This is a genomic window from Mycobacterium sp. IDUB_3, from assembly GCF_055419585.1.
Map to the genome: position 1 here is coordinate 2688544 of NZ_JBVAXZ010000001.1, position 26373 is coordinate 2714916.

At 69.0% G+C, this 26373-nt stretch carries 26 protein-coding genes; 11 read left to right on the top strand and 15 right to left on the bottom strand.

The window, feature by feature from the left end:
• Positions 1–35: 35 nt before the first annotated feature.
• Genes ACZYVJ_RS12205 through ACZYVJ_RS12220 form a run of 4 tightly spaced genes read left to right on the top strand, consistent with a single transcriptional unit; the run spans position 36 to position 3736 of the window.
• Positions 36–746 carry a sensor domain-containing protein gene (locus ACZYVJ_RS12205; RefSeq protein ID WP_463831222.1) on the top strand — a complete coding sequence of 237 codons (711 nt, stop codon included), beginning with the start codon at positions 36–38 and terminating at the stop codon, positions 744–746.
• 59 nt (positions 747–805) lie between these two features.
• Positions 806–1564 (top strand): LamB/YcsF family protein, encoded by a 759-nt coding sequence (locus ACZYVJ_RS12210; RefSeq protein ID WP_463831223.1) that lies wholly within the window; start codon positions 806–808, stop codon positions 1562–1564.
• A complete protein-coding gene (locus ACZYVJ_RS12215; RefSeq protein WP_463831224.1) occupies positions 1564–2481 on the top strand; it encodes an MBL fold metallo-hydrolase in 918 nt (305 codons plus the stop codon). The genes ACZYVJ_RS12210 and ACZYVJ_RS12215 overlap by 1 nt, the downstream gene beginning before the upstream one ends.
• A gap of 13 nt (positions 2482–2494) precedes the next feature.
• The gene (locus tag ACZYVJ_RS12220; RefSeq protein WP_463831225.1) at positions 2495–3736 is read left to right on the top strand and encodes an SLC13 family permease; all 1242 of its coding nucleotides are present in this window, start codon (positions 2495–2497) and stop codon (positions 3734–3736) included.
• Here ACZYVJ_RS12220 and ACZYVJ_RS12225 read toward each other — a convergent pair.
• Positions 3733–6375 carry a LuxR C-terminal-related transcriptional regulator gene (locus ACZYVJ_RS12225; RefSeq protein WP_463831226.1) on the bottom strand — a complete coding sequence of 881 codons (2643 nt, stop codon included), beginning with the start codon at positions 6373–6375 and terminating at the stop codon, positions 3733–3735. The genes ACZYVJ_RS12220 and ACZYVJ_RS12225 overlap by 4 nt on opposite strands.
• 170 nt (positions 6376–6545) lie before the next feature.
• On the opposite strand from ACZYVJ_RS12225, the gene ACZYVJ_RS12230 reads away from it, so the two are divergent.
• Positions 6546–7955 carry an FAD-dependent oxidoreductase gene (locus ACZYVJ_RS12230; RefSeq protein WP_463831227.1) on the top strand — a complete coding sequence of 470 codons (1410 nt, stop codon included), beginning with the start codon at positions 6546–6548 and terminating at the stop codon, positions 7953–7955.
• Here the strand turns inward: ACZYVJ_RS12230 and ACZYVJ_RS12235 are convergent.
• The 6 genes from ACZYVJ_RS12235 to carD are packed head-to-tail and all read right to left on the bottom strand — an operon-like array spanning position 7952 to position 13060.
• Positions 7952–8953: a glycerophosphodiester phosphodiesterase gene (locus tag ACZYVJ_RS12235; protein WP_463831228.1), complete on the bottom strand. Its 1002-nt coding sequence runs from the start codon at positions 8951–8953 to the stop codon at positions 7952–7954. The two genes, ACZYVJ_RS12230 and ACZYVJ_RS12235, sit on opposite strands and share 4 nt — an antisense overlap.
• Positions 8950–9885 carry a 23S rRNA (guanosine(2251)-2'-O)-methyltransferase RlmB gene (gene rlmB, locus ACZYVJ_RS12240; protein ID WP_463831229.1) on the bottom strand — a complete coding sequence of 312 codons (936 nt, stop codon included), beginning with the start codon at positions 9883–9885 and terminating at the stop codon, positions 8950–8952. Before rlmB ends, ACZYVJ_RS12235 begins: the two co-directional genes overlap by 4 nt.
• A complete protein-coding gene (cysS, locus tag ACZYVJ_RS12245; protein WP_463831230.1) occupies positions 9886–11304 on the bottom strand; it encodes a cysteine--tRNA ligase in 1419 nt (472 codons plus the stop codon). It abuts the gene before it with no gap.
• A 49-nt stretch (positions 11305–11353) separates the two neighbouring features.
• The gene (gene ispF / locus ACZYVJ_RS12250) at positions 11354–11842 is read right to left on the bottom strand and encodes a 2-C-methyl-D-erythritol 2,4-cyclodiphosphate synthase (protein ID WP_463831231.1); all 489 of its coding nucleotides are present in this window, start codon (positions 11840–11842) and stop codon (positions 11354–11356) included.
• On the bottom strand, positions 11839–12555 hold the full coding sequence (ispD, locus tag ACZYVJ_RS12255; RefSeq protein ID WP_463831232.1) for a 2-C-methyl-D-erythritol 4-phosphate cytidylyltransferase: 717 nt from the start codon (positions 12553–12555) through the stop codon (positions 11839–11841). The genes ispF and ispD overlap by 4 nt, the downstream gene beginning before the upstream one ends.
• 16 nt (positions 12556–12571) lie before the next feature.
• Positions 12572–13060 carry an RNA polymerase-binding transcription factor CarD gene (carD, locus tag ACZYVJ_RS12260; RefSeq protein WP_003419482.1) on the bottom strand — a complete coding sequence of 163 codons (489 nt, stop codon included), beginning with the start codon at positions 13058–13060 and terminating at the stop codon, positions 12572–12574.
• Between the two features lie 278 nt (positions 13061–13338).
• Here carD and ACZYVJ_RS12265 point away from each other — a divergent pair, with 278 nt between their 5' ends.
• The 3 genes from ACZYVJ_RS12265 to disA are packed head-to-tail and all read left to right on the top strand — an operon-like array spanning position 13339 to position 16465.
• Positions 13339–13899 (top strand): copper chaperone PCu(A)C domain-containing protein, encoded by a 561-nt coding sequence (locus ACZYVJ_RS12265; RefSeq protein WP_463831233.1) that lies wholly within the window; start codon positions 13339–13341, stop codon positions 13897–13899.
• A gap of 49 nt (positions 13900–13948) precedes the next feature.
• Positions 13949–15364, top strand: coding sequence for a DNA repair protein RadA (gene radA / locus ACZYVJ_RS12270; protein ID WP_463831234.1), 1416 nt, complete (start codon positions 13949–13951; stop codon positions 15362–15364).
• 27 nt (positions 15365–15391) lie between these two features.
• The gene (gene disA, locus ACZYVJ_RS12275; RefSeq protein WP_463831235.1) at positions 15392–16465 is read left to right on the top strand and encodes a DNA integrity scanning diadenylate cyclase DisA; all 1074 of its coding nucleotides are present in this window, start codon (positions 15392–15394) and stop codon (positions 16463–16465) included.
• Between the two features lie 15 nt (positions 16466–16480).
• Here the strand turns inward: disA and ACZYVJ_RS12280 are convergent, their stop codons facing one another.
• Positions 16481–17290 (bottom strand): hypothetical protein, encoded by an 810-nt coding sequence (locus ACZYVJ_RS12280; protein WP_463831236.1) that lies wholly within the window; start codon positions 17288–17290, stop codon positions 16481–16483.
• 123 nt (positions 17291–17413) lie between these two features.
• A complete protein-coding gene (locus ACZYVJ_RS12285) occupies positions 17414–18031 on the bottom strand; it encodes a carbonic anhydrase (protein ID WP_065027970.1) in 618 nt (205 codons plus the stop codon).
• Here ACZYVJ_RS12285 and ACZYVJ_RS12290 point away from each other — a divergent pair.
• A complete protein-coding gene (locus ACZYVJ_RS12290; protein ID WP_463831237.1) occupies positions 18030–18941 on the top strand; it encodes an HhH-GPD family protein in 912 nt (303 codons plus the stop codon). The two genes, ACZYVJ_RS12285 and ACZYVJ_RS12290, sit on opposite strands and share 2 nt — an antisense overlap.
• Here the strand turns inward: ACZYVJ_RS12290 and ACZYVJ_RS12295 are convergent.
• Complete coding sequence (locus tag ACZYVJ_RS12295) at positions 18924–19679, bottom strand: alpha/beta fold hydrolase (RefSeq protein ID WP_463831238.1); 756 nt, start codon at positions 19677–19679, stop codon at positions 18924–18926. The genes ACZYVJ_RS12290 and ACZYVJ_RS12295 overlap by 18 nt on opposite strands.
• Before the next feature lie 63 nt (positions 19680–19742).
• On the opposite strand from ACZYVJ_RS12295, the gene mhuD reads away from it, so the two are divergent.
• Both mhuD and ACZYVJ_RS12305 read left to right on the top strand, forming a co-directional pair.
• Entirely contained in the window at positions 19743–20063 is a 321-nt protein-coding gene (mhuD, locus tag ACZYVJ_RS12300) for a mycobilin-forming heme oxygenase MhuD (protein WP_007772332.1), read from the top strand.
• Positions 20038–21402 carry a serine hydrolase gene (locus ACZYVJ_RS12305; RefSeq protein ID WP_463831239.1) on the top strand — a complete coding sequence of 455 codons (1365 nt, stop codon included), beginning with the start codon at positions 20038–20040 and terminating at the stop codon, positions 21400–21402. Before mhuD ends, ACZYVJ_RS12305 begins: the two co-directional genes overlap by 26 nt.
• 3 nt (positions 21403–21405) lie before the next feature.
• Here ACZYVJ_RS12305 and ACZYVJ_RS12310 read toward each other — a convergent pair whose 3' ends face one another.
• From ACZYVJ_RS12310 to lsr2, 5 genes are all read right to left on the bottom strand, one after another.
• Positions 21406–21954 (bottom strand): histidine phosphatase family protein, encoded by a 549-nt coding sequence (locus ACZYVJ_RS12310; RefSeq protein ID WP_463831240.1) that lies wholly within the window; start codon positions 21952–21954, stop codon positions 21406–21408.
• Positions 21951–22742: a CbtA family protein gene (locus ACZYVJ_RS12315; RefSeq protein ID WP_463831241.1), complete on the bottom strand. Its 792-nt coding sequence runs from the start codon at positions 22740–22742 to the stop codon at positions 21951–21953. Before ACZYVJ_RS12315 ends, ACZYVJ_RS12310 begins: the two co-directional genes overlap by 4 nt.
• A gap of 9 nt (positions 22743–22751) precedes the next feature.
• Positions 22752–22967, bottom strand: coding sequence for a CbtB domain-containing protein (locus ACZYVJ_RS12320; protein WP_463831242.1), 216 nt, complete (start codon positions 22965–22967; stop codon positions 22752–22754).
• Positions 22968–23158: 191 nt separating this feature from the next.
• Entirely contained in the window at positions 23159–25705 is a 2547-nt protein-coding gene (clpC1, locus tag ACZYVJ_RS12325; RefSeq protein ID WP_463831243.1) for an ATP-dependent protease ATP-binding subunit ClpC, read from the bottom strand.
• 324 nt (positions 25706–26029) lie between these two features.
• Positions 26030–26368, bottom strand: a complete 339-nt coding sequence (gene lsr2, locus ACZYVJ_RS12330; protein WP_007772320.1) for a histone-like nucleoid-structuring protein Lsr2 — start codon at positions 26366–26368, stop codon at positions 26030–26032.
• Between the last annotated feature and the right edge of the window lie 5 nt (positions 26369–26373).

Genomic DNA, 26373 nt, shown 5'->3' on the forward strand with positions numbered 1-26373 from the left:
CTGGTCGCACACATTGGCCCCACGTCGGAAGGGCAGTGGTGCGCGGGCGGATCGCGTTCCTGGTGCTGGCGGCGGTGTGCGTGCTGACGGCCGGCTGCACCACCGTGGTAGGCGGCAGCGCGTCACCCGCGGACAACTCCGGCCCACTGTCCCAGACCCCGCAGCCCGCCGAGGCCCTCGACGGGCTGCTGCTGGACAAGGACCAGATCAACTCCTTGCTCAGCGCGGGGATGCGGCTGCGCTACGGCGTGCAGGAGATGTGGGACTGGAGCTCGACTTTCAGCGACAAGAGCTGCCTGGCAATGGACGGCCCGGCCCAGGCAGCCGTCTACGCGGACACCGGCTGGACCGCGATGCGCGGCCAGCGGCTCGACGACAACTTCGATGATCCGGCGGTCCGCAACGACTCCGCCATCCAGGCCGTGATCGCCTACCCATCCGCGCGGAAGGCCAACACGTTCTACGACGCCTCGGTGCGGCGGTGGTTCGCCTGCGCCAATCGCAGGTTCTCCGAACATCCCACGGGCAAGCCCGAAATCGTGTGGGCGGTGGGCGAGGCCCACAAGGTCGGCGGGACGCTCAGCACGTCCGAGGTTGAGGACAGCAGCGACGGCTGGACGTGCCAGCGGGCACTGACCGTGCGCAACAACGTCGTCATCGACGTCGCCACCTGCGGCTCCTTCCTGCCCGGCGGGTCCGCGGTCGACCTCGCCGAGCAGATCGCGGCCAAGGTCCCCAGGCAGTAGCAGCGGCTGCGGAACCTCCTCGCCTAGGCCGGCGCGCGGGCCCCCCATAAGCTGGGCGGGTGGCCGGTATCGACCTGAACGCCGACCTGGGCGAGGGCTTCGGCGTCTGGCGCCTGGGTGACGACGACGCCATGCTCGGCATCGTCACCAGCGCCAACGTCGCCTGCGGTTTTCATGCCGGCGATCCCGCGGGCCTGGCGCGGGTGTGCCGGTCGGCGGCCGGGCGCGGGGTCCGCGTCGGGGCGCAGGTGAGCTATCGCGACCTGGCCGGGTTCGGCAGGCGCTTCATCGACGTCGCCACCGAGGACCTGATCGCCGACGTGGTGTATCAGATCGGCGCGCTGCAGGCGATAGCGCACGCGGCCGGCTCGTCGGTGGCCTACGTCAAACCGCATGGGGCGCTGTACAACACGATCGTGACCCACACGGAGCAGGCCGCCGCCGTGGCCGAGGCGGTGCGCCTGGTGGACGCCGGGCTGCCGGTGTTGGGCATGGCGGGCTCGGCGTTTTTCGACGAAGCCGCCAGCCGCGGATTACGCACGGTCGCAGAGGCTTTCGCCGATCGGGCGTATCGTCCCGACGGACGGCTGGTGTCCCGCCGTGAGCAGGGAGCGGTGCTGCACGACCCGGCGGAGATCGGCGACCGGGTGGCCACCATGGTCAGCTCGGGGTGGGTCACCGCGACCGACGGGACGCAGATCGCTTTGCAGGCGGAATCCGTTTGCGTGCATAGTGATTCGCCGGGCGCCGTGCAGATCGCCTCCGCGGTTCGCGACCGCCTCGGGGCGTCCGGCATCGAGATCAGGGCCTTCTGCTGATGCGGCTGAAACTCGGGCGACCCGATATCGCGCGGTACGCGGACCGGTTCGACGCGCCCGCCGCCGAACCCGGCGCGCCGTCGGTGACCTGGATGGGGGTGGCGACCCTGCTGATCGACGACGGCTCGTCGGCGTTGATGACCGACGGCTATTTCTCCCGGCCGAGCCTGGCCAGGATCGCGGCCGGCAAGGTGTCGCCCTCGCCGGCGCGCGTCGACGGATGCCTTGCCCGGGCCAAGGTGTCGCGCCTGGCGGCGGTCATTCCGGTGCACACCCACATCGACCACGTGCTGGATTCCGCCCTGGTCGCCGATCGCACCGGCGCGCAGCTGGTCGGCGGGCGGTCCGCGGCCAATGTCGGGCGCGGGTACGGGCTGCCCGAGGACCGGATCGTCGTCGCGGTCGACGGCGTACCCATTCGGTTGGGTGCCTACGACGTCACCCTGATCGAATCGCACCACTGCCCGCCCGACCGGTTTCCCGGCGTCATCGACGAACCGGTGATCCCGCCGGTGAAGGCGTCGGCGTACCGCTGCGGGGAATCCTGGTCGACGCTGGTGCACCACCGGCCCACGGACCGGCGGCTGCTGATCCAGGGCAGCGCCGGCTTCGTCAAGGGCGCCCTGGCCGGCCACCGAGCCGATGCCGTGTACCTGTCCGTCGGGCAGCTGGGGTTGCAGCCGCGGTCATACCTGGTCGACTACTGGACCGAGACCGTGCGCGCGGTGGGGGCGCGCCGGGTGATCCTCATTCACTGGGACGACTTCTTCCGCCCCCTGACAAAACCGTTGCGCGCCTTGCCCTATGCGGGCGACGACTTAGACTTTTCCGTCAACATCCTCGATCAGCTCGCCGCCGACGACGGCGTCGCGCTGCACCTGCCACGGGTGTGGCAACGCGAAAACCCCTGGCAGTGAAGCGGTTCTGACGTTGGCCCTGACGCTTGCGCTGTTGCTGCTTGCTGTTGTCCTGGCGTTCGCCGTCGCGCGCCCTGGCGGCTGGCCCGAGGCTTTGGCGGCGGTCCCGGCGGCCCTGATCCTGATCGCGGTCGGCGCGATCTCGGTTCACCAGGCGGCCAAACAGATCGCCGACCTGTCCGGGGTGGTGGCGTTCCTGGGTGCGGTGCTGGTGCTGGCCAAGCTGTGCGACGACGAGGGTCTGTTCGAGGCCGCCGGCGCGGCGATCACGCGGGGACGGGTCGGGTCGGGCGGCCTGCTGCGGCGGGTGTTCGTCATCGCCTCGGTGATCACCGCGGTGCTGAGCCTGGACGCCGCCGTGGTGTTGCTGACGCCGGTGGTGCTGGCCGCCGTGCGGCGACAGCGCACCCGGGTGCGGCCGTACGCCTATGCCACAGCGCATCTGGCCAACGGAGCCTCGCTGTTGCTGCCGGTGTCGAACCTGACCAACCTGCTGGCCTTCCACACCGCCAACATCTCGTTCACCAAATTCACGCTGGTGATGGCGGCGCCGTGGGTGGGCGCGGTGGTCGTCCTCTACCTGATCTTCCGGTGGTTCTTCGCCAAGGATCTGCGGGTGCAGCCGGACCCGGAGCACCTGGGCGCGCCGCCGCACCCGCCGGTGTTCGTGTTGGTGGTCGTCGCGCTGACGTTGGCAGGGTTCGCGGTCGCTCAGTCCGTGGGGATAGCCCCCGCCTGGGTGGCGCTGTGCGGCGCCGTGGTCCTGGCGGTGCGCAGCCTGCTCCACCGGCACACCTCGGTGTCCGACATCGTGCGCTCGGTGAATGTGTCGTTTTTGGTGTTCGTGCTGGCGCTGGGCGTCGTGGTGCAGGCGGTCATGCTCAACGGGATGGACCGGGCGATGTCGGCGGTGCTGCCGTCGGGTTCGGGCCTGCCGGCGTTGCTCGCCATCGCCGCGATAGCCGCCGTGCTGGCCAACGTCGTCAACAACCTGCCCGCCACGCTGGTGCTGCTGCCGCTGGTTGCGACGAGCGGGCCGGTGGCGGTTTTGGCCGTGCTGATCGGGGTGAACATCGGCCCCAACCTGACCTACGTCGGTTCGCTGTCGAACCTGTTGTGGCGGCGCGTGTTACGGCAGCACGACGTCGACGCCGGCGTCGGCGAGTACACCCGCCTCGGCGTGTGCACGGTGCCCGCATCGCTGGCGGTGGCGGTGCTGGCGCTGTGGGCCTCGGCGCGGCTGCTTGGTCTCTAGAGCGCGGGCGAGCCGCAGGGGCCCGATCGGATGATCGACGCCAGTTCCTCGCGCGACTGGGCCCCCACCCGCTGGCAGGCCCGGTACACATGGCCCTCCACGGTGCGCACCGACATCACCAGCTTGTCCGCGATCTCGCGATTGGACAGACCGGCCACCACGAGTTCGACGACGGCGCGCTGCCGGCCGGACAACTTCAGGCCCGTCGGAGTGTGCAATGCCGGCGTGTGCAAGCCACCGCACTCATCGGCCAGTTCCCTGGCCAACGCCGCGGCGTACATTCCGCGGCGATGGTGTTGGTGTTCGTCGAACACCACCGAAGCCTGCGCCGCCGCATCGGCGGCTGCGACCCGATCGCCGATACGGCGGTACGCCGCCGATGCGGCCAGCAGACCCTCGCCATCGCGGGCCGACAGCGCCTCCGCATGCGCTGCCACGGCGTCGGCCAGCGGCAGCGACAACACGCCGGCCAGCTCCCGCGCCCGCGCCGCCTGCGCGGCGTCGCCCCATTGCGCAGCCGCCTGGATGCAGGCCAGCTCGTGAGTGGGCTGGCCGCGGTCGCGGGCCAGGCGCGCCGCCTCCGTTGCGCTTGCCACGGCCTCCTCCAGCCGGCCGCTCGCCGCCATCGCCCATCCGTCGGCCAGGGACAGGCCGGTGTGCATGAACAGAAAATCGGCGGGCACGCATGACCGCGCCGCGGTGACCGCGTCGTTCGCATCGCCTGCCTGACCGAGCTTGGCGTGCGCCTCGGCCAGCGCGAAGTAGCTCGCTGGTCGCAAACCGGTTGTCACATAGTGTGTTTGTACCCCGGCCACCGCCTCGTGCACCAGCCGGGCCGCCTCGGCGACGGCGCCGCGAGCCAGCTCGGCGGTGCCGGACAGTAGGGCCAAGTTGGCGTACGCCAGGCCGGGGATGTCGCGGGACGATTCGGCCAGTTGTCTTGCCGTGCTGATAAATTCGTCGATGCGACCGGTCAGGCGGCAGGCGCGTCCGTAGACGGCGCCGAACCAGAACCGCATATGCGATGCCTGAAACGACGTCGTCGCACGCCGCAGTGTCTGCTCGGCCACGTCGGCGAGCTCATCGACCTGGCCCAGCGCCCCCATCGCCATGATCAACGCGAGCGAGGCCATCATCGTATGGAAGCCGGGCAGGTCAGGGAAACCCAAGGCGGCCCGGGCATTTGCGGCCGCGGTTTGGCAGCGCGCCGCCACCGCATCCAGGCACGCCTGCACCGCCAACCGCTCCGCTCGCTGGGCGGGGGTCTCGGAATCGAGCGCGGCAAGCCCGTCGAGGATCTCCCCCGCTCCAGTGGGGTCGAAGAGATTCCACATCAGGTTGGCCGCCCGCACGGTCGCCCAGTGATGGGCGTCGGGCAGGTCGCCGTCGGCCATCGCGCGCAACGCCGACTCGGCCGGCTCGCCGCGTCCCAGCAGCGCGAGGTTCATGGCCCGCACCCCCGCCGCCCCGGGCGCGCCGGCTTCCGTTGCGGCGGTGGCGAACCGGTCGGCCAGATCCAGATCCAGCAGCGTCATCGCATGCCGTGCCGATTCCAGGTACAGCCCGGGGTCTGGATCGAGATCCGACTCGAGGCGCAGCAACGCGCGGCGCACCGTGGCCTGCATATCGGCGTCGCCGTCGTCACCCAGCCGCGCCGCCAGCCTGCCGCGGATCTCCGACAGATACAGCTGGCCGGCGCTCGCGCGGCGCAGCTCACCGAACAGCGGGTGGGCGAGTCTGGCCGTCAAACCGGCGCCGGTGCGTTCGATGCTGACCAGGCCCATCCCCTCGGCTGCCGCCAGGTCGCTTCGCCGCACCAAATCGCACAGCACCTCGACGCCCAGCGGCTCACATTGCGACAACGTGTCGATCACCACCGCCACTTCCGGGCTGAGCCGCCCCATCTGACGGCCCACCGTGTCGGACAGGCTCGCCGAGACCGCAACGTCGCCGTCCCAGATCCATACCCCGGCCGTCTTACGCATCCGCCCGGCGGCCACCTGATCCGCCAGCAGCTGCCGCAGGAATAACGCGTTGCCGCCGGTCAGCTTCTGGAACCGCGCCGCGCTGCGCGCATCGACCGGACCGTCCAGGTTGCTCTCGATGACCTCGCGTGTCGCCGCGGCCGAAAATGGGTTGAGATCAAGCCTTTCCAACAGCCCGTCTTTCCACAGCGCCGTCACCGCATCCGGTTCGTCGCTGCCGACACGTACGGTGACCACCAGCCGGACCCCACCCGACTGCGCCAATTGGTGGACGACCAGCGCGGACAATCCGTCCAACAGGTGCGCGTCGTCGACCCCGATCAGCACGCGGCGTTGACGCTGTTGTGCGACAAACGAATTGATCACCCGTCGCACATCGGTCAACGGGTCCGACTGCACCTGATTCATAGCCTCGGTCATCGACCCGATGAACGCGCCCAGCGGCAGCGCCTGCGCCGAGTCGGTGCCGACGATCCACCTGGTCCGCTCCCCCGACGCCTCGGCGCGCCGCAGCACTTCGTGGGCGAGCCGGGTCTTACCCACTCCGGGGGGTCCGGCGATCACCACGCCCCTGTGGTTGCCGCCCGCGCTCAGGGCGCGGCGGATGATTCCCAATTCGCTGGCGCGCCCGGCCAGCGACTCGGTGCCGATCATTCGGCGACTATAACGGCGCGCGAGCACCACCCGGGCCGATTTGCCCGGCGTTCGCTGGCCTCGCGAGTCGCCGCCCCGCGGCAATGGCGTAGTCGGCTACGCTGTCGGCCCCCGTTTCGGGCCATGAACATGGTTTTTGTCGGATACGCACTCAGCACAGGCGGTGGGCTATGGCAAGGATCGGCAATCACGCGGTGGTATTGGGAGCGAGCATGGCCGGTCTGCTGGCCGCGCGATCGCTCAGCGAGTTCTTCGGCACGGTCACGGTGGTGGAGCGCGATCCGCTGCCCGACATCCCCCCCGACACGGCCTCCGCTCGCCGCGGTGTGCCGCAGGGCCGCCACCTGCACGGCCTGCTGCCCCGCGGCGCCCTGGTCCTCGAGGAACTGTTCCCCGGCGTCCTGGATGCGATGGTCATCGACGGCGCGCACCACCTGGATGGCCGTGATCTCTCGCAGCTGTACTACCGCTTGGGCGACCACCTGATGGTGCGTTCGGGGGCCGCCCCTTCGTTCGCCGCCTATCTGGCCACCCGGCCGTTCCTCGAGGAGCATGTCCGAGCGCGACTGCGCCGGATCCCCACCATCACGCTGCTCGACGAGCACGACATCGTGGACCTGACCACGACATCAGACCGCCGCCGTGTGACCGGCGCGCGGGTGGTCGACCGGCGCACCCGCGAAGACGTCACGCTGAGCGCGGACTTGGTGCTCGATGCCACCGGGCGCGGCGCGCGCACCCCTGCGTGGTTGACCGCCCTGGGCTACCAGCGCCCGGCAGAGGTCCATGTGCCGGTGCAGCTGACCTACGTGAGCCAACGCCTGCGGATGGCGCCGGACGCGCTGCACGAGTTCGGTTTCATCGTCGGAGCGGTGCCGGGCCGCCCGCGCGGGCTGGGGATGTTGCGCTCGGAGAATGACACCTGGATGTTCACCGTGTACGGCATAGCGGGCCACGGGCCGCAGCCGGACCTGGCGTCGATGTGCGAGTTCGTCGAGGACTGCGCACCGGCCCAGCTGCTGGCCGCGGTCCGATCCGCCGAACCCATCGACGAGCCCACCCGGCACGGTCAGCCGTCCAGCCAGTGGCGCCGCTACGACAAGATGCAACGCTTCCCGGAAGGCCTGCTGGTAATGGGCGACGCGATCTGCAGCTTCAACCCGATCTACGGTCAGGGCATGACGGTCGCCGCGCTGGAGGCGGTGGCGCTGCGCGACTGCCTGGCTGAGGGCACACAGGATTTGGCGCGGCGATTCTTCCGGGCCGCCGCGGTGCCGATCCGCCAGGCGTGGGAGCTGTCGGCCAACCCGGACCTGTGCCTGCCCGAGATCGAGGGCACGCCACCGCTGCTCACCCGGCTGCTCAACGGGTACATCGATCGCATACTCACCGCGAGCGAATACGACACCGTCGTGGTCGATCGGTTCGTCAAGGTCACCGCGCTTATCGATCCCGCTTCCCGACTGCTGCGCCCGGGCATGATGTGGCGGGCCGCGTGCGCCAACCTTCGCCGACCACGACGCGGCGACGAGCAGCCGGCTCGCGACAACGGCGACCTGGCCGGCAGCGTCGCCCGCTAGCCCCGCCGGTAGGCCGGCGGCAACGGCATCGCCAGTTCGGCGAGCACGCCGCGCAGCAGGGTCGGATAGTCCGTGATGATGCCGTCGACCCCGTATCCGATCTGCTGACGCATGGCGGCGGCGTCGTCCACCGTCCATGGAATCACCTTGAGCCCCAACGCATGTGCGCGGTCGACGTACTCCCGGCCGGTGACCAGTTGATAATCCGGTGAGACGATGCCGGCGCCCACCAGCCGCGCGCCGATCAGCGGATCGCCGATGAGCGTGGGGTTTGCGCCGGCCAGCCAGGGCGAGTCCGGCGCCCAGGTGTGCCCGTCGTACAGGGCCACCAAGGGAATGGACGGATCGGCGCGCCGCACCAGTGGCAGGGTGCGCCAGTCGAAGCTCTGAATCTCCACCCGGTCGACCTTGCCCGCGGACCTGACCGCGGCCAGGATCACGTCGACGAACTCCTGCGGCTCGGCCGATGTGCCGGGGAGGTCGGCCTCCACCTTGGTTTCGATGTTGTAGCGGATCCGATCGGCGCGGTAGGAGTCGGCGAGCGCAAAAACCTGCGGCAGCGTCGCTATCTTGTTGCCCCGCACCACCTCGGCCCTGGGATACGCCTCGAGCGGGCGGCCGCAGTCCAGGGTGCCGACCTGCGCCAGGGTGAGCTCGTGCACCAGCTTCCCGACGTACGGGTACTGCGGGTCGCCGGCGAACGCGGGCGCGCTGTCGGCACACTTCTCGGCCTGGATCGTCGGGTCGTGCCACACCAGCGGTTGGCCGTCCCTGGTCAGGACGACGTCGAGTTCCAAAGTGCTGACGCCCAATTCGAGCGCCTTGGCGAACCCGCGCAGCGACTCCTCGGTGGTCTCGCCCCGCCCCCCGCGGTGGGCCTGCAGGTCGAAGTCGGTCGCTTGGGCCCAGGCGACGTCAGCCGGCCACAGCGCGACGGTCAGCAGCAGCACCGCCAGCGCCGCACGAAGGCGCGCGGGCCGGCCGGGCACCGGGGTCAATTCCTACGCTGGCGCGTGATTTCGGCGAGTACCACCCCGGCGGCCACCGACGCGTTCAGCGATTCGGTGTTTCCGGCCATCGGGATGGACACGACTTCGTCGCAGTTCTGCCGCACCAACCGCGACAGTCCCTTGCCTTCCGAGCCCACAACGACCACCAGCGGATCGGTGCCGTCGATGTCGTCGAGCATGGTGTCGCCGCCGGCGTCCAGTCCGATCACCCGCAGGCCGCGGCCGGCCCAATCCGTCAGTGTCCTGTTCAGATTGGTGGCGCGTGCCACCGGGATGCGTGCCGCGGCCCCGGCGCTGGTGCGCCAGGCCACCGCCGTCACCGAGGCGGACCGGCGCTGCGGGATCAACACCCCGTGGCCGCCGAATGCCGCCACCGAACGGACGATGGCGCCCAGGTTGCGGGGGTCGGAGATGTTGTCCAGCGCGACCAACAGCGCCGGCGGCGAGGCGAGTGCGGCGGCAACCAGATCATCGGGGTGGGCGTAGTTGTAGGGCGGCACCTGCAACGCGATCCCCTGATGCAGGTGGTTGCTGGTCATCCGGTCCAGATCGGTACGCGGTACCTCGAGGATGGAGATGCCCAAATCGGCTGCGCGGGTGACGGACTCGGTGAGCCGTTCGTCGGCTTCGGTGCCCAGCGCCACGTAGAGCGCCGTGGCGGGCACCCCGGCCCGCAGGCATTCGACCACCGGGTTACGGCCCAGCACCGTCTCGGCTGCTTCGTCGGTTCGGCCCCGCGCCGGCCGACGACTCTGGGCCTTGGCGCGCTTGGCGGCCGGATGGTTCGGGCGCATATGCGCGGGCGGGGTGGGGCCACGCCCTTCCAGGCCGCGGCGGCGCTGGCCTCCCGAACCTACGGTCGGGCCCTTCTTGGTGCCCTCTTTGCGGATCGCCCCACGGCGACGCGAGTTGCCGGCCATCTACTTGTCGCGCTTTTCTTCGTGAGCCGAAAGCTCCCACTGCGGCCCGTCGGCGGTATCGGTGACCTCGATGCCGGCGTACTTCAGCCGGTCGCGGATCTCGTCGGCGAGCGCCCAGTTGCGTTGCTCGCGCGCCTTCTGCCGGTTCTCCAGCTCCGCCTGGACCAGCACGTCGACGGCGGCCAGCGCCGCCGACGTTTCGTCGCGGGTTTCCCAGCGTTCGTCCAGCGGGTCGCAACCCAGGATGCCCATCATCGCGCGGATCGCGCCGGCATGTTGCAGCGCGCCCTGGTGATCGCCGGAGTCCAGCGCCCGGTTGCCTTCGGCGCGGGCCTGGTGCACCTCGGCCAGCGCGGCGGGCACCGCAAGGTCGTCGTTGAGCGCGTCGGCGAATTTCTGCGTCCACTGCCCGGGCTCGACGCCACCGACCCGCACCCGCACGCGGTGCAGGAATTCCTCAACGCCGACATAGGCTTTCACCGCGTCCTGCAGTGCGGTGTCGGAGAATTCCAGCATCGAACGGTAGTGCGCGCTGCCCAGGTAGTAGCGCAGCTCCGCCGGTCGCACCCGCTGCAACATCGCCGGAATGGCCAACACGTTGCCCAGCGACTTGCTCATCTTCTCGCCGCCCATGGTGACCCAGCCGTTGTGCAGCCAGTAGCGGGCGAAGCCGTCGCCGGCGGCGCGGCTCTGCGCAATCTCGTTCTCGTGGTGCGGGAAGACCAAGTCCATTCCGCCGCAATGGATGTCGAATTCCGATCCCAGATACGTGCGGGCCATGGCGGAGCATTCCAGGTGCCAGCCCGGGCGTCCACGGCCCCATGGCGTGGGCCAGGACGGCTCGCCGGGCTTGGCGGCCTTCCACATAGTGAAGTCCCGCTGATCGCGTTTGCAGGTGGCCACGCCCTCGCCCTGGTGGACGTCGTCGATCCTGTGCCCGGACAGCTGCCCGTACTCCGGGTAACTGAGCACGTTGAAGTACACGTCACCGCCGGCGGCGTAGGCGTGATCGGTTTCGATCAGCTTTCCCATTAATTCGACCATCTGGGTGATGTGCCCGGTGGCCCGCGGCTCGGCCGACGGCGGCAGCACGTCCAGTGCGTCGTAGGCGGCGCTGAAGGCACGCTCGTAGGTGGCCGCCCATTCCCACCACGGCCTGCCCGCCGCGGCGGCCTTGTTGAGGATCTTGTCGTCGATGTCGGTGACGTTGCGGATGAACGCGACGTCACTGCCGCGCGCAATCAACCATCGGCGCAGGATGTCGAAGGCCACGCCGCTGCGGACATGGCCGATGTGCGGCAGGCCCTGGACGGTGGCGCCACACAGGTAGATGGAGACGTGACCTTCGCGCAGCGGAACGAAATCACGCACGGCACCAGCCGCCGTGTCGTGTAGCCGCAAGCGGGCGTGATCGGTCACGACGTGCCAGCTTACCGGGTAGTTCCCCGGCGCCCGGCGCTGCGCGGGCTTACCCGGTGGGGACCACCAGCGCGGTGGCGACGGCAGCGAGGCCCTCACCGCGTCCGGTCAGCCCCAACCCGTCGGTCGTCGTCGCCGACACCGAGACCGGCGCGCCCAGCGATTCAGACAGCACCCGCTGCGCCTCGTCGCGACGCGGACCGACTTTCGGGCGGTTGCCGATGACCTGCACGGCGGCGTTGCCGATCCGGAAGCCTTGGTGCAACACCAGATCCGCGACATGGCGCAGCATGTCGGCGCCACTGACGCCCTTCCAGCGCGGATCGTCGACCCCGAATACCGCCCCCACGTCGCCCAGCCCGGCCGCCGAGAGCACCGCGTCGCACAGCGCGTGCGCCCCGACGTCGCCGTCGGAATGACCCGCGCAGCCGTCGGCGTCGTCGAAAAGCAGACCCAGCAACCGGCATGGCCGCCCGGGTTCGATCGGGTGCACGTCGACACCCAGTCCGACCCTGGGCAGCGGAGGCACCGCGTTCATCGGCGTACCACGGTCTCGGCCAGCAACAGATCGAGCTGAGTGGTGATCTTGAATGCCAGCGGGTCGCCGTCGACCACCTGGACCCGGCCGCCGACGTTCTCGACCAGCGATGCGTCGTCGGTGAAACCGGGCCCGCCGGCCCCGGCCCGGTACGCGCGTAACAACAGGTCGGTGGCGAAGCCCTGCGGCGTCTGCACGGCGCGCAGCCCGGCGCGCTCGGGCGTCCCGAGGACCACCCCGTTGGCGTCCACGGCCTTGATGGTGTCATGCAGGCGCAGCGCGGGCACCACGGCGTCGTGACCGGCCCGCAGCGCCTCCACCACGCGGGTGATCAGCGCCGGGGGGGTCAGCGCCCGTGCGGCGTCGTGTACCAACACGAACTGCGGCAACGCCGCCGACAAGGAAGGCAGGGCCGCCAGGGCCAGGTTTACGGATTCGGTGCGGTCGGGCCCGCCGGCGACGACGGTGGCGTGCCCGCTGCCGACGTAACCGCCGAGCACCTGGCTGGCCTCTCCGATCCGGTCGGCGGGAACGGCGACCACGACGTGATCGACGACCCCCGGATCGAGCAAACCGGCGACGGCGCGCTGCAGCAGCGTGCGGCCGTCGACCAAACAGAATGCCTTGGGAATTCCTGCGGCCAGCCGTTCGCCCGATCCTGCGGCGGGGACGACTGCGACTACTTTGCCTGAGGTGCCCGTCTCCGGGGCCACCGAGGTGTCAGGCCCTTCAGGAAGCGGCGGCCAGAACCTCGTCGAGGATGGTCTCCGCCTTGGCGTCGTCGGTGCTCTCGGCCAACGCCAATTCACCGACCAGAATTTGACGGGCCTTGGCCAGCATCCGCTTCTCGCCGGCCGACAGACCGCGCTCCTGATCGCGACGCCACAGGTCGCGGACTACCTCGGCGACCTTGTTGACATCGCCCGAAGCAAGCTTTTCGAGGTTGGCCTTGTAGCGGCGCGACCAGTTCGTCGGCTCTTCGGTGTGCGGCGCGCGCAGCACCTGGAAAACCTTGTCCAAACCTTCTTGCCCGACGACGTCGCGGACACCCACGTACTCAGCGTTCTCGGCGGGAACTCGAACTGTCAGGTCTCCCTGCGCCACCTTCAGGACGAGATATTCTTTTTGTTCCCCTTTGATCGTCCGGGTTTCGATCGCCTCGACTAACGCAGCACCGTGATGCGGGTAAACAACGGTGTCGCCGACCTTGAAGATCATCTGATTCGAGCCCCTTTCGTTACTTCATCCTAACACGGCCGCCTAGCTACGCGCGAAGCAACGATGCAGGTCAGGGGCACAACACGCGCAGACTAGGGGTTGACATGGGGACCAAGTCGTGCAGTGCAGCACATTACCAACGCAACGAAAGCCGCCCTGCGGCGGCCCATTCGGGCGCTCCTGCGCTGGTCTGGCGCCCCGCGCTATCGCGCGCGGGACGTTCCTACTACTGTGCATAGTTGCATCAGTCGGACCGGCTCAGCAGGAGGCCTGAGAGAGTGAACCGCTTCAAGATCCGCCTCGGCCTTCCCGCGCTCGCCATCGCCGGAGTGATGGCCGTGCTGGCCGCCCTGCTGAGCGGTTGCGGAGCCGGTCAGGTGTCGCAGATGGCGGTCCAGGAGCCCGCGATCAACGGCAACAAGGTCACGTTCAACCACGTGGCGTTACGCGACATCCGGATCCAGGCCAACCAAACCGGCGACTACCTGCAGCCGGGCCGCACCGTGGACCTGGTGCTGGTGGCCGTGAACCTGTCGCCGAATACCGCCGATCGGCTGGTCGGCATCACCACCGACATCGGCACGGTGACGGTCACCGGCGACCCGCGGCTGCCCGCCGGCGGTTCCCTGTTCGTCGGAACGCCGGAAGGCGAGAAGGTGGCTCCCGGCCCGGTCGGTTCCAACACCGCGGCGGCCAAGGCGACCATTAATTTGGTCAAGCCGATCTCCAACGGCCTCACCTACAACTTCACCTTCACCTTCGAGAAGGGCGGGCAGGCCACCGTCGCCGTGCCGATTTCGGCCGGGTTGACACCGCCGCAGCAAAACCAAGCGGGGTAACCGCCTGTCGTGACGCGGGCTTGTCGTAGCGGCTCGATACCGTCATGGCGTGGCAACTGCGCGCTCCCAATACCGGTGTTCGGAATGCCGGCATATCACCGCTAAGTGGGTCGGCCGCTGCATGGAGTGCGGCACCTGGGGCACCGTTGACGAGGTTCCGGTTCTCAGTGCGGTCGCCGGCCGGCGCAGCGGCCTGGCCACGGCGTCACCGGCCGTGCCCATCACTTCCATCGAGCCCAACGCCAGCCGGCACCGCACGACGGGGGTAGACGAACTCGACCGCGTACTCGGCGGCGGTGTGGTGCCCGGCTCGGTCACACTGCTGGCCGGCGATCCGGGGGTGGGCAAGTCGACGCTGTTGCTCGAGGTCGCGCATCGCTGGGCGCAAGCCGGCCGCCGCGCGCTGTACATCTCCGGTGAGGAATCCGCGGGCCAGATCCGGCTGCGCGCCGACCGCATCGGCTGCGGCAGCGACGAGCTCTATCTGGCCGCCGAATCCGACCTGCACACCGTGCTCGAGCACATCGCCACGGTCCGGCCCGCGCTGGTGATCGTGGACTCGGTGCAGACCATGTCCACCACCGAGGCCGACGGCGTGGCCGGTGGCGTCACGCAGGTGCGCGCGGTGACCTCGGCGCTGACCGCCGCGGCCAAGACCAACGCGGTCGCGCTGATCCTGGTCGGCCACGTCACCAAGGACGGCGCCATCGCCGGGCCGCGTTCCCTCGAGCATCTGGTGGACGTGGTGCTGCACTTCGAGGGCGACCGCAACGGCTCGCTGCGCATGGTCCGGGGGATCAAGAACCGGTTCGGGGCCGCCGACGAGGTCGGGTGTTTCCTGTTGCACGACAACGGGATCGAGGGTGTCGCCGACCCGTCGAACCTGTTCCTGGATCAGCGTCCGGCCCCGGTCCCCGGCACCGCGATCACCGTGACGCTGGACGGGAAGCGGCCGCTGATCGGCGAGGTGCAAGCGCTGCTGGCCACGCCGGTCGGCGGCTCGCCGCGGCGCGCCGTCAGCGGCATCGACCACTCCCGGGCCGCGATGATCACCGCGGTGCTGGAGAAGCACGCCAAGTTGCCCGTCGGCGCGAACGACATCTACCTGTCCACGGTCGGCGGCATGCGGCTGACGGATCCGTCGTCGGACCTGGCGGTCGCGGTCGCGCTGGCGTCGGCGCTGGCCGACCTCCCGCTGCCCACCACGGCGGTGATGATCGGCGAGGTGGGACTGGCCGGGGACCTCCGGCGGGTCAGCGGCATGGAGCGGCGCCTGTCCGAGGCCGCGCGCCAGGGTTTCAGCATCGCGCTCATCCCGGACGGGGACGATCCCCGGCGCGAGATCGTGCCGAACGGGATGCGGGCGCTGCGTGCACCCACCATCGTCAGGGCGCTGGAACACATGATCGACATCGCCGACCACCGCGGCGGCGCGCCCGCAAACCCGCGACGGCTGGACGCATGACGCGTTGGGCCTGAAGAATGACACCCTGTGACCCGTCCGACCCTGCGTGAAACCGTGGCCCGCCTGGCTCCGGGCACCGGGCTGCGTGACGGCCTGGAACGCATCCTGCGTGGCCGCACCGGCGCGCTGATCGTGCTCGGCAACGACGAGGCCGTCGAGGCCATCTGCGACGGCGGCTTCGCTCTGGACGTGCGCTACGCGCCGACCCGGCTGCGCGAGCTGGCGAAGATGGACGGCGCCGTCGTGCTGTCCACCGACGGCAGCCGCATCGTGCGGGCCAACGTGCAGCTGGTCCCGGACCCGTCGATAGCCACCGACGAGTCGGGAACCCGGCACCGCTCCGCGGAGCGGGCCGCGATCCAGACCGGCTACCCGGTGATCTCGGTCAGCCACTCGATGAACATCGTGACCGTCTACGTGGGCGGCGAGCGCCACGTGGTCGCCGACTCGGCGACCATCCTGTCGCGGGCCAATCAAGGAATCGCCACCCTGGAGCGGTACAAGATCCGGCTCGACGAGGTCAGCAGGCAGCTGTCGCGCGCGGAGATCGAGGACTTCGTGACGCTGCGCGACGTCATGACCGTGGTGCAGCGGCTGGAGCTGGTGCGGCGGATCGGCCAGGTGATCGACAACGACGTCGTCGAACTCGGCACCGACGGGCGCCAACTGCGGCTGCAGCTCGACGAGCTGCTGGGCGGCAACGACAACGCACGCGAACTGATCGTGCGTGACTATCACGCCAGCCCGGAGCCGTTGTCGGAGGTGCAGATGACGGCCACGCTGGACGAGCTGGACGCGCTCTCGGATACCGAGCTGCTCGACTTCACCATTCTGGCAAAGGTTTTCGGGTATCCGACGACCACCGAGGCGCAGGATTCGGCGGTCAGCCCGCGCGGCTACCGGGCGCTGGCCGGCATTCCGCGGCTGCAGTTCGCCCACGCCGACCTGCTGGTGCGCTCGTTCGGGACGCTGCAGAACGTGCTCGCGGCCAGCGCCAGCGACCTGCAATCGGTCGACGGCATCGGCGCGATGTGGGCCCGCCATGTGCGGGAGGGACTGTCGCAGCTGGCGGAGTCGACGATCACCGACTCACTGAGTTGAGGTGCGTTGGCGGCCTCAGCCGGCCGGCGGAGGGGCCATCGGCGGCGCCTCCGGCTGGGGCACGGCGCCAGGCTGACCCGGCCCGGGCACCGGGCCCGGTGCCGGCGGTGGCTGGTTCATGATGAACGGAACCGGCATCGAGCGCAGATTGCCCAGCTGCACGACGAGGTTGTAGGTGCCGGGCCCGATCGCCGGCCGCGGCAGCGGGCAGTGCGGCGCCGAGCCCATGCCCGTCCACGTCACGGCGGTGGTCACCTGCTCGCCTGGCGTGAAGGTTTTGATCAGCGTCTCGTTGGACGGGGCGCAGTCCAGGTTGGACCACAGCCGCTTGTTGTCCAGGGAGTAGACGTAGGCCGCCAGCACCGCGGCGCCGACGTCGCGCTTGCAGGCCACCAGGCCGATGTTGGTGACGACCATGGTGAACTTCGGCTGGTCACCGATGAAGTACTGGGGGGCGTTGGTCAGACCCTTGACCGCCAGCGTCGAATCGGGGCAGTCGTCGCCCTCCTTCAGCACCGGCGGCGGCTGGACCGCGGCGGTGGGTGTGGGGGTTTCGGGGTTTTGCCCCTGCGCCGGCGGCGCCACCGGAGCGGGGCCCTCGGGTCCCGGCGGTGGGGGCGCTTGGGGCGCAGCCGATCCCGGCTTGTTCTGAGCGGCACTGGCTTTGTCGGCATTGGCGGGCTTGGCTCCCGCGTTATGCCCCATGAAGGCGATGACGATGGCGGCCACGATCCCGATCACGACGACCGCGATACCAATGGCCAGGCCTCTGCGCCGCCAATAGATCTCGGTGGGTAGCGGGCCACGCGGTTCCAGATCGAGCACGTTCGCAGCGTAGGCCCAGGTCACATCGATTCGGCTGACCCGACTCGGCGTGTCGCCAGGTTTGCTGGGCAAACGGCGTGTAGTGGCGGTGCGGAACCGGGCCCGCGGCCACCCTATTCGGGGCTATTCACCTATGTCGCCGGCGTGGTCGCACAACTCCGCCCGCCCGTCCGCAAGGTGGTAGGTGACCCCCGCCACCGCGACCGTGCCCGCGGCCACCCGCTCGGCGATGATCGCCGAGCGAGACGTCAGTTGTGCAACGGTTTCGCAGACGTGTCGCTTCTCGAACTCGTCCACGCGGCTCAGGCCCTCGCGCCGGCCCATCAGGATCGACGGGGCCACGCGCTCCACCACATCGCGCACGAAACCGCCGGGTATCGTGCCGTCGTCGATCGCGGCCAGAGCCGCCTTGACGGCGCCGCAGCTGTCGTGACCCAGCACGACGATGAGCGGAACGTTGAGGACCGCCACGGCGAATTCGATCGAGCCCAACACCGCCGAATCGATGGCCTGCCCGGCGGTGCGCACCACGAACATGTCACCCAGGCCCTGATCGAAGATGAGCTCGGCGGCCACTCGGCTGTCGGCGCAGCCGAACACGACTGCGGTGGGGCTCTGACCCGCGGCCAGGCTCGCCCGATGCTCAACACTTTGGCTGGGATGCTGCGGCTTACCCGCGACGAATCGCTCGTTACCCTCTTTGAGTGACTTCCACGCGGTTACCGGACTGGTGTTAGGCATGGCTGACATCATGCCGCATCCGCCGGTTGCGGGCCCAGATTTCATATCAGCCACCAATCTTGTTCACTGGTACGAAACTTCGCGCCGAGACCTGCCGTGGCGCGAGCCCGGGGTGAGCGCCTGGCAGATCCTGGTCAGCGAATTCATGCTGCAGCAGACGCCGGTGTCGCGGGTGCTGCCGATCTGGACGGATTGGGTGCGGCGCTGGCCCACCCCGTCGGCGACGGCCGCGGCCAGCGCCGCCGATGTGCTGCGCGCCTGGGGCAAGCTCGGCTATCCGCGCCGGGCCAAGCGGTTACACGAGTGCGCCATCGTGATCGCGCGCGATCACGGCGACGTCGTGCCCGATGACGTCGACACCCTGCTGACACTGCCCGGTGTCGGCAGCTACACCGCCCGGGCCATCGCCTGCTTCGCCTACGGACAGTCGGTACCGGTGGTGGACACCAACGTGCGCCGGGTGGTCGCGCGCGTGGTGCACGGTCTGGCCGACGCGGGCGCGCCGTCGGCGACGCGCGACCACGCCGACGTGTCGGCGCTGCTGCCCGCCGACGGAACGGCGCCGAAGTTTTCCGCCGCGCTGATGGAACTGGGCGCGACGGTCTGCACGGCGCGCGCGCCCCGCTGCGGGCTGTGCCCGCTGGACCGGTGCGCCTGGCGGGACGCCGGCCATCCGCCCGCGCAGGGCCCGCCCCGCCGCGTTCAGACCTACGCCGGAACCGACCGCCAGGTCCGCGGGCGGCTGATGGATGTGTTGCGCGCCAACGACTCTCCGGTGCCGCGCGCCGAGCTGGATGTGGCCTGGCTGACCGATGCCGCGCAGCGCGACCGCGCGCTGTATTCGCTACTGGCCGACGGCTTGGTGACGCAGACGCGCGATGGCCGGTTCGCGCTAGCCGGCGAGGAATGACTCGACGGCCTGGCGGTACAGCTGCGGCGCCTCGTCGTGAATCAAGTGACCAGCTTGCGGAACCTTCAAATACGTTGCTTTACCTAGTATTTCGGCCATCTGTTGCATCTGCCCCGGCGGGGTGACCGAATTGCCGGCCTCGATGAGCAGCGCGGGCGCTCGCACCGCGCGCCACTGCGTCCAGTAGTCCCTGGTGCCCCACTCGGCGGCGATCTCGATCCAGCGCGCGGTGTGACCGTGCAGCCGCCAACCGGTTTCGGTGCGGTCGAAGGCCTCCAGGAAATACTGGCCGGCGACGGGCCCGAATTCGGCGAAAACCTGCTCGGCGGAATCGAATTCGACGGGAAGGGAATGCAGCCACGGTTCCCAGGGGCCGGTGGTGCGGCCGCGGAAGTCCGGGGCCATGTCCTCGAGCACCAGGGCGGAAACCAGTTCGGGGCGCTCGGCCGCCAAACACCACGAGTGCAGGGCCCCCATCGAATGCCCGACCATCCGGGCCGGCGCCGCCAGCGAGCCCACCGCGTCGGCCAGATCGGCGACGAACCGTTCGGTGCTGATCGGGTGGGGATCGTCGACGTCGCGACCCCGGTGCCACGGGGCGTCGTAGGTGTACACGGTGCCCAGCCGGGTCAGCCAGGGCAGCTGTCGCGGCCAGGTGGTCCCCCGCCCCATCAGGCCGTGCACCAGCACCAGCGGCTCACCGTCTCCCCCGTGGCAAGTCAACAGTTGGCTGGGCACAGCACCATCTTGCGTGCAGCGCCCTCGACTCCAGCACGGGGATGGGCGGGGTAGCCTAGCGGCATGTCGCCAGTGGTGAAGATCAACGCAATCGAAGTACCCGCCGACGCCGGCCCGGAGCTGGAGAAGCGGTTCGCCCACCGGGCGCACGCCGTCGACAACCAGCCTGGCTTCCTCGGCTTTCAGCTGCTCCGCCCGATCAAGGGCGAGAACCGCTACTTCGTAGTGACCCAGTGGGAGTCCGAAGAGGCGTTCCAGGCATGGGCGCAGGGGCCCGCGATCGAGGCGCACTCCGGTGAGCGGGCGAAGCCGGTGGCGACCGGAGCCTCGCTGCTGGAATTCGAGGTTGTGATGGACGTTGCCGGCAACAAGCAGGCTGGCTAGCGGGCTGTCGGCCCGGCGACGCGCATTGACGCTGAGCGCGGCCGCCGCCCTGGTCGTGACATTGGCGCCCGGCTGCGCCCCCAACCCCTCGCCGCAGGCGAACGCGGCGAATCCGGGACGGCAGATCGACACCCGGACCCCGCCCGGGATCCGGGCGCAGCAGACGTTGGACATGCTCAACTCGGACTGGCCCATCGGCCCGGTCGGGGTCGGCACCCTGGCCGCACCCGACAAGGTCGAGTCGGTGGAAACCACCATGGAGGCGCTGTGGTGGGACCGTCCGTTCACGCTCAACGGCGTCGACCTCGGCGCGAACGTGGCGACCCTGCATCTCACCTCGTCCTACGGTGCCAGGCAAGACATCCGGATTCACACCGACGACGGCGGCTCGGTGGATCGATTCGATCTCGACACCCAGGCGCCCACGATCAACTCGTGGCACGACATCGACGCGGTGTTGGGCAAGACGGGTGCGCGCTATTCCTATCAGGTCGCCAAGGTCGACGACGGCCATTGCGACCCGGTGGCGGGCACCAACACGCACGAATCTTTGCCGCTGGCATCCATTTTCAAGCTGTACGTGTTGCACGCGCTGGCGGGCGCGATCAAGAACGGGACGGTGTCCTGGGATGACCAGCTGACCGTCACCGACAAGAGCCGGGCCGTCGGCTCGTCGGGGTTGGCTTTGCCTACCGGAGCGCATGTTTCGGTACGGACCGCCGCCGAGAAGATGATCGCGACCAGTGACAACATGGCGACCGACCTGCTGATCGGCAAGATGGGCACGCAAGCCATCTCCGAAGCGCTGGCCACCGCGGGTCATCACGACCCGGCCAGCATGACCCCGTTCCCCACCATGTACGAGTTGTTCTCGGTCGGCTGGGGCAGGCCCGACCTGCGCGACCAATGGGAACATGGGTCACCGCAAGTCCGCGCGCAGTTGCTGGAGCAGGCGAATTCGACGCCCTATGACCCGGATCCGATGCGGGCACACTCGCCGGCATCGTCCTACGGCGCGGAATGGTACGGCAACGCCGAGGACATCTGCCGGGTCCACGCCGCGCTGCAGGCCGACGCGGTCGGCAAGGCCGCACCGGTGCGCGAGATCCTCTCCGCGGTCGCGGGCATCCAGCTGGACCGCAACGTGTGGCCGTATATCGGCGCGAAAGCCGGTGGCCTGCCCGGTGATCTGACCTTCAGCTGGTATGCCGTCGACAAGACGCGGCAGCCGTGGGTGGTCAGCTTCCAGCTGAATTGGCCGCGCGATCACGGGCCGACGGTGACCAGCTGGATGCTGAAGATCGCCAAGCAGGCCTTCGCGCTGATCGCACCGCGCTGACGCTCACAACCGCAGCGTCCACCGGCCGTCCCGGAAGTGCAGGACGACGCGGGTGACCGGCTCGACATCGATCCGCCAAAACGACGCCGGGGCGAGGTCCAGCGCCGCCACGATCGCCGCGCGGATCACCGCCGGGTGTGTCACCGCCACCGTGCGTAATGGGTTGGCGGTCAATGACTCCAGCCACCGCGAAGCCCGCGAGATCAGGTCGGCGATCGACTCACCACCGTGTGGCGCGGCGCCCGGTTGACCTAGCCACTCCTGGATTTCCGCGAGCGGCAGCGCCGCAGGCGCGTCGCCGCGCCACCGTCCGCAGTCGAGGTCGGCCAGCCGCGGGTCGACTTCGGCTTGCAGCCCAAGCAGTTTCGCGGTCTGCCTGGCGCGCTGCTCGGGCCCGCACAGCTGGCGCTGCGCGGCCCCGGCGACGCCGGCCATCGCCTCGACCTGGCGACGGCCGATCGCGTTCAGCGGTTCGTCGGCGGGAAAACGCCCATCCGCCATGGCATCGGTCATGCCATGCGAGAACAGGGTCAGCCGGGCGACCTCGGTCACGCCGCGATGCTCGCCGCCCGTCCGCCCCGCGCCGGCACCCCAAGCAGCCGACCGCTGATCGTGGCGAACACCAGACCGATGCCCGCCCACAGCACGAATTGGGTGGCCAGCGACAGCAACCTGAACTCGTAGAGGTCGTTGGCGGGAAACCCCGGATAGATGATCGTCCCCGCGGCGTCACGCAGCGGTTCGGGAGTCTCGTCCACGCTCGGCAGCAGCACCGCCACCACGACGATCGCCACCAGATACGCGCCCGCCGCCAGCAGCCTCGCGTTCCACGCGCCGAACCGGGCGGCGAGGCGCCGCGCCAACCAGAGCGCGCCGATCGCCAGCGCCACCGACACCAGCACCATCACCAGGTACCAGCCGGTGCGCGCCCCGATCGTGTCGGCCTGGCCGACCGCAGGTGGGTTCGGCGGATACTTCACGAACGGCACCACGTACACCGCCCCGAATGCCCCCGCCGCCAACAGCAGCGAAAGCGCTTGCGGCTGACCGGTTTCCATCCGCGCATAGACGACGCTGAACAGTACGGCGAACAGCGCACCCATGGCGAGGCCGAAGATCAGCACACCGAATCCCAGCCCGGGACCGGACTGCACGCCGCGGGTGAACAACTCGGCGCCGTGCTCGTGCACGCCGTGCGCGTTCTCGGCGTCGGTGCGGCCGTCTTCAAAAGCGATTGCGCGGCCAATGACGGGCTCGGCGCACAGGCGGGCGAAGACGAACGCCAGCACCGCGCCGACAGCACCCGCCAGAAGACCGCCCCCGATCAGGCGTTTCTCCACGAGATCGGGTCAGTGGCAGGGGAAGCCGAGAAGGTGCCGTGCGTCGTGCACGAACTCGTGCACGTGCGAGTCGCTGCCGAACAGCGAGACCGCACCCTGGTCGATGCCGACGAAGTACAGCGCCAGCAACGCGAGGAAGACGGTCGCGGCGAACCAGAGCGCGGTGCGTGCCGCGGACAGGTCGACGGGTCGGGTGCGGCTGCCGGTTAGCTGCGGGTGGGACACAATCGACTCCTTCTGGGGATAACGCGTCCCCGCTGGGTATGACGAGTCTCGGGTCTGACTTTGGACAGTGGCGCGACCGTTCTGGACTTTCACCAGATTCCGTTACACGTCGATGACAACGGTCAGTGTAGGGCGCAGCGAAAACGGGCGGTAGTCCGACTGAGACTAACCGCCCGTTTTCTGTTGGCCTGCTACTGCGCGTCCGGTCCCGGATCGGCGGCGCTGTGCGCTCCGGCTTTAGCCAGGTCCGGCTCAGCCGGCGGCTTGCGGGTTCCGGTGAAGGTGAACTTCGCGTTCTCGCCGGCGCTTTCGCCATCCCAGTCGTCCACGTCGACGGTGACGACCTGGCCCGGGCCGATCTCCTCGAAGAGGATCTTCTCGGAGAGCTGGTCCTCGATCTCGCGCTGGATGGTGCGCCGCAGCGGACGGGCACCCAGCACCGGGTCGAAGCCGCGCTTGGCCAGCAACGCCTTGGCCTTGTCGGTCAACTCCATCGACATGTCCTTGGCCTTGAGCTGCTTGCCGACGCGTTCGATCATCAGGTCGACCATCTGGATGATCTCGTCGCGGGTCAACTGGTGGAAGACGATGATGTCGTCGATGCGGTTGAGGAACTCCGGGCGGAAGTGCTTCTTCAGCTCGTCGTTGACCTTCTGCTTCATCCGCTCGTAGTTGTTGTCGCCGCCGCCCTGGGTGAAGCCCAGGCCCACCGGCTTGGAGATGTCCGACGTGCCGAGGTTCGAGGTGAAGATCAGCACGGTGTTCTTGAAGTCGACCGTGCGGCCCTGACCGTCGGTGAGCCGGCCGTCCTCGAGCACCTGCAACAGGCTGTTGTAGATCTCCTGGTGGGCCTTCTCGATCTCGTCGAACAGCACCACCGAGAACGGCTTGCGCCGCACCTTCTCGGTGAGCTGGCCGCCCTCCTCGTAGCCGACGTATCCGGGCGGGGCACCGAACAACCGCGACGCGGTGAACCGGTCGTGGAACTCACCCATGTCGATCTGGATGAGCGCGTCGTCGTCGCCGAACAGGAAGTTGGCCAGCGCCTTGGACAGCTCGGTCTTACCGACACCCGACGGGCCGGCGAAGATGAACGAACCCGACGGGCGCTTGGGGTCTTTCAGCCCCGCGCGGGTGCGGCGGATCGCCTTGGAGACAGCCTTGACGGCATCGACCTGGCCGATGATCCGCTTGTGCAGCTCGTCCTCCATGCGCAGCAACCGGGTGGTCTCGGCCTCGGTGAGCTTGAACACCGGGATACCGGTCCAATTGCCCAGCACCTCGGCGATCTCGTTGTCGTCCACTTCGGCGACAACGTCCATGTCGCCTGAGCGCCACTGCTTTTCACGCTCGGCCCGCTGCGCGACCAGTTGCTTCTCCCGGTCCCGTAGGCTCGCGGCCTTCTCGAAGTCCTGAGCGTCGATCGCCGATTCCTTCTCCCGGCGCGCATCGGCGATCTTCTCGTCGAACTCACGCAGGTCTGGCGGCGCGGTCATGCGGCGGATCCGCATCCGGGCACCGGCCTCGTCGATCAGGTCGATCGCCTTGTCGGGCAGGAACCGGTCGTTGATGTAGCGGTCGGCCAGGGTGGCCGCGGCCACGATCGCAGAGTCGCTGATCGACACCCGGTGGTGGGCCTCGTACCGGTCCCGCAATCCCTTGAGGATCTCGATGGTGTGGGCCACCGTCGGCTCACCCACCTGCACCGGCTGGAAGCGGCGCTCCAGCGCGGCGTCCTTCTCGATGTATTTGCGGTACTCGTCAAGGGTGGTCGCGCCGATGGTCTGCAGCTCGCCGCGGGCCAGCTTGGGCTTCAAGATGCTCGCGGCGTCGATCGCACCCTCGGCCGCGCCCGCACCCACCAGGGTGTGCAGCTCGTCGATGAACAGGATGATGTCGCCGCGGGTGTTGATCTCCTTGAGCACCTTCTTCAGGCGCTCCTCGAAATCACCGCGGTAACGGCTGCCCGCCACCAGCGAACCCAGGTCCAGCGTGTAGAGCTGCTTGTCCTTCAGCGTCTCGGGAACCTGGCCGTGCACGATCGCCTGCGCCAGGCCCTCGACGACGGCGGTCTTACCGACACCGGGCTCGCCGATCAGCACCGGGTTGTTCTTGGTGCGCCGGCTCAACACCTGCATCACCCGCTCGATTTCCTTCTCGCGGCCGATGACGGGGTCCAGCTTGCCTTCCATCGCGGCCGCCGTCAGGTTGCGGCCGAACTGGTCGAGCACCAGCGAGGTGGACGGGCTGCCGGATTCGCCGCCGCGGCCACCGGTGCCGGCCTCCGCGGCCTCCTTGCCCTGGTAGCCACTCAGCAACTGGATCACCTGCTGGCGCACCCGGGTCAGTTCGGCGCCCAGCTTCACCAGCACCTGCGCGGCAACGCCCTCACCCTCGCGGATCAGGCCCAGCAAAATGTGCTCGGTACCGATGTAGTTGTGGCCGAGCTGCAGCGCCTCGCGCAGGCTCAGCTCGAGGACCTTCTTGGCACGGGGCGTGAACGGAATGTGACCCGACGGGGCCTGCTGGCCCTGGCCGATGATCTCCTCGACCTGGCTGCGAACGCCCTCAAGCGAGATGCCCAACGACTCCAGCGACTTCGCCGCGACGCCTTCACCCTCGTGAATCAAACCCAGCAGGATGTGCTCGGTGCCGATGTAGTTGTGGTTGAGCATCCGGGCCTCTTCTTGCGCCAGGACGACCACCCGCCGTGCTCGGTCGGTGAATCTTTCAAACATCGGGTTACCTGCTCTCCCTTACATCGGTACAAACCTGTTGGCGGCCCAGTGCCGGTTCCTGTGGCCGGAATCGCGTACCTGCCTCCACTCTAATGGTCGGCTTGCCAGCGGGCCTAACCTTGCCGTGCGTTCTTCGCTGCGGACCGTGCCCGGTCTTTCCGGGGCCAATCTCATCTGCGACTGCCAGCGCCGTTGCGCGCCGTAACTGAAGAAACGTCGCGGACTTCCAATTCGTTTCCGCAAGCCGCCAGACGATTATTTCGCGCCCAGCGAAACGACAAACCGGCGCCCAGGCCTGGGGCCCGGACGCCGGTTTGAAAAGTGCTAGGTGGCGGCGTGGAATGCGTCGATCACGTCGGCCGGGATGCGGCCCCGCGTCGACACGTTGTGCCCGTTACGGCGGGCCCATTCGCGGATGGCCGCGCTCTGCTCACGGTCGATCGCGCCGCGGCCACGGCCCGTGCCGGAACGCCCACGGCGGCGGCCGCCGACACGGCGACCGGCTTCCACCCATTGCTTCAGATCGCCGCGCAGTTTCGCGGCATTCTTGGACGAAAGATCAATCTCGTAGGTCACCCCGTCAAGCCCGAATTCCACCGTTTCGTCGGCCGCGCCGGCACCGTCGAAATCATCGACCAAGGTGACGGTCACTTTTTTTGCCATTGGCT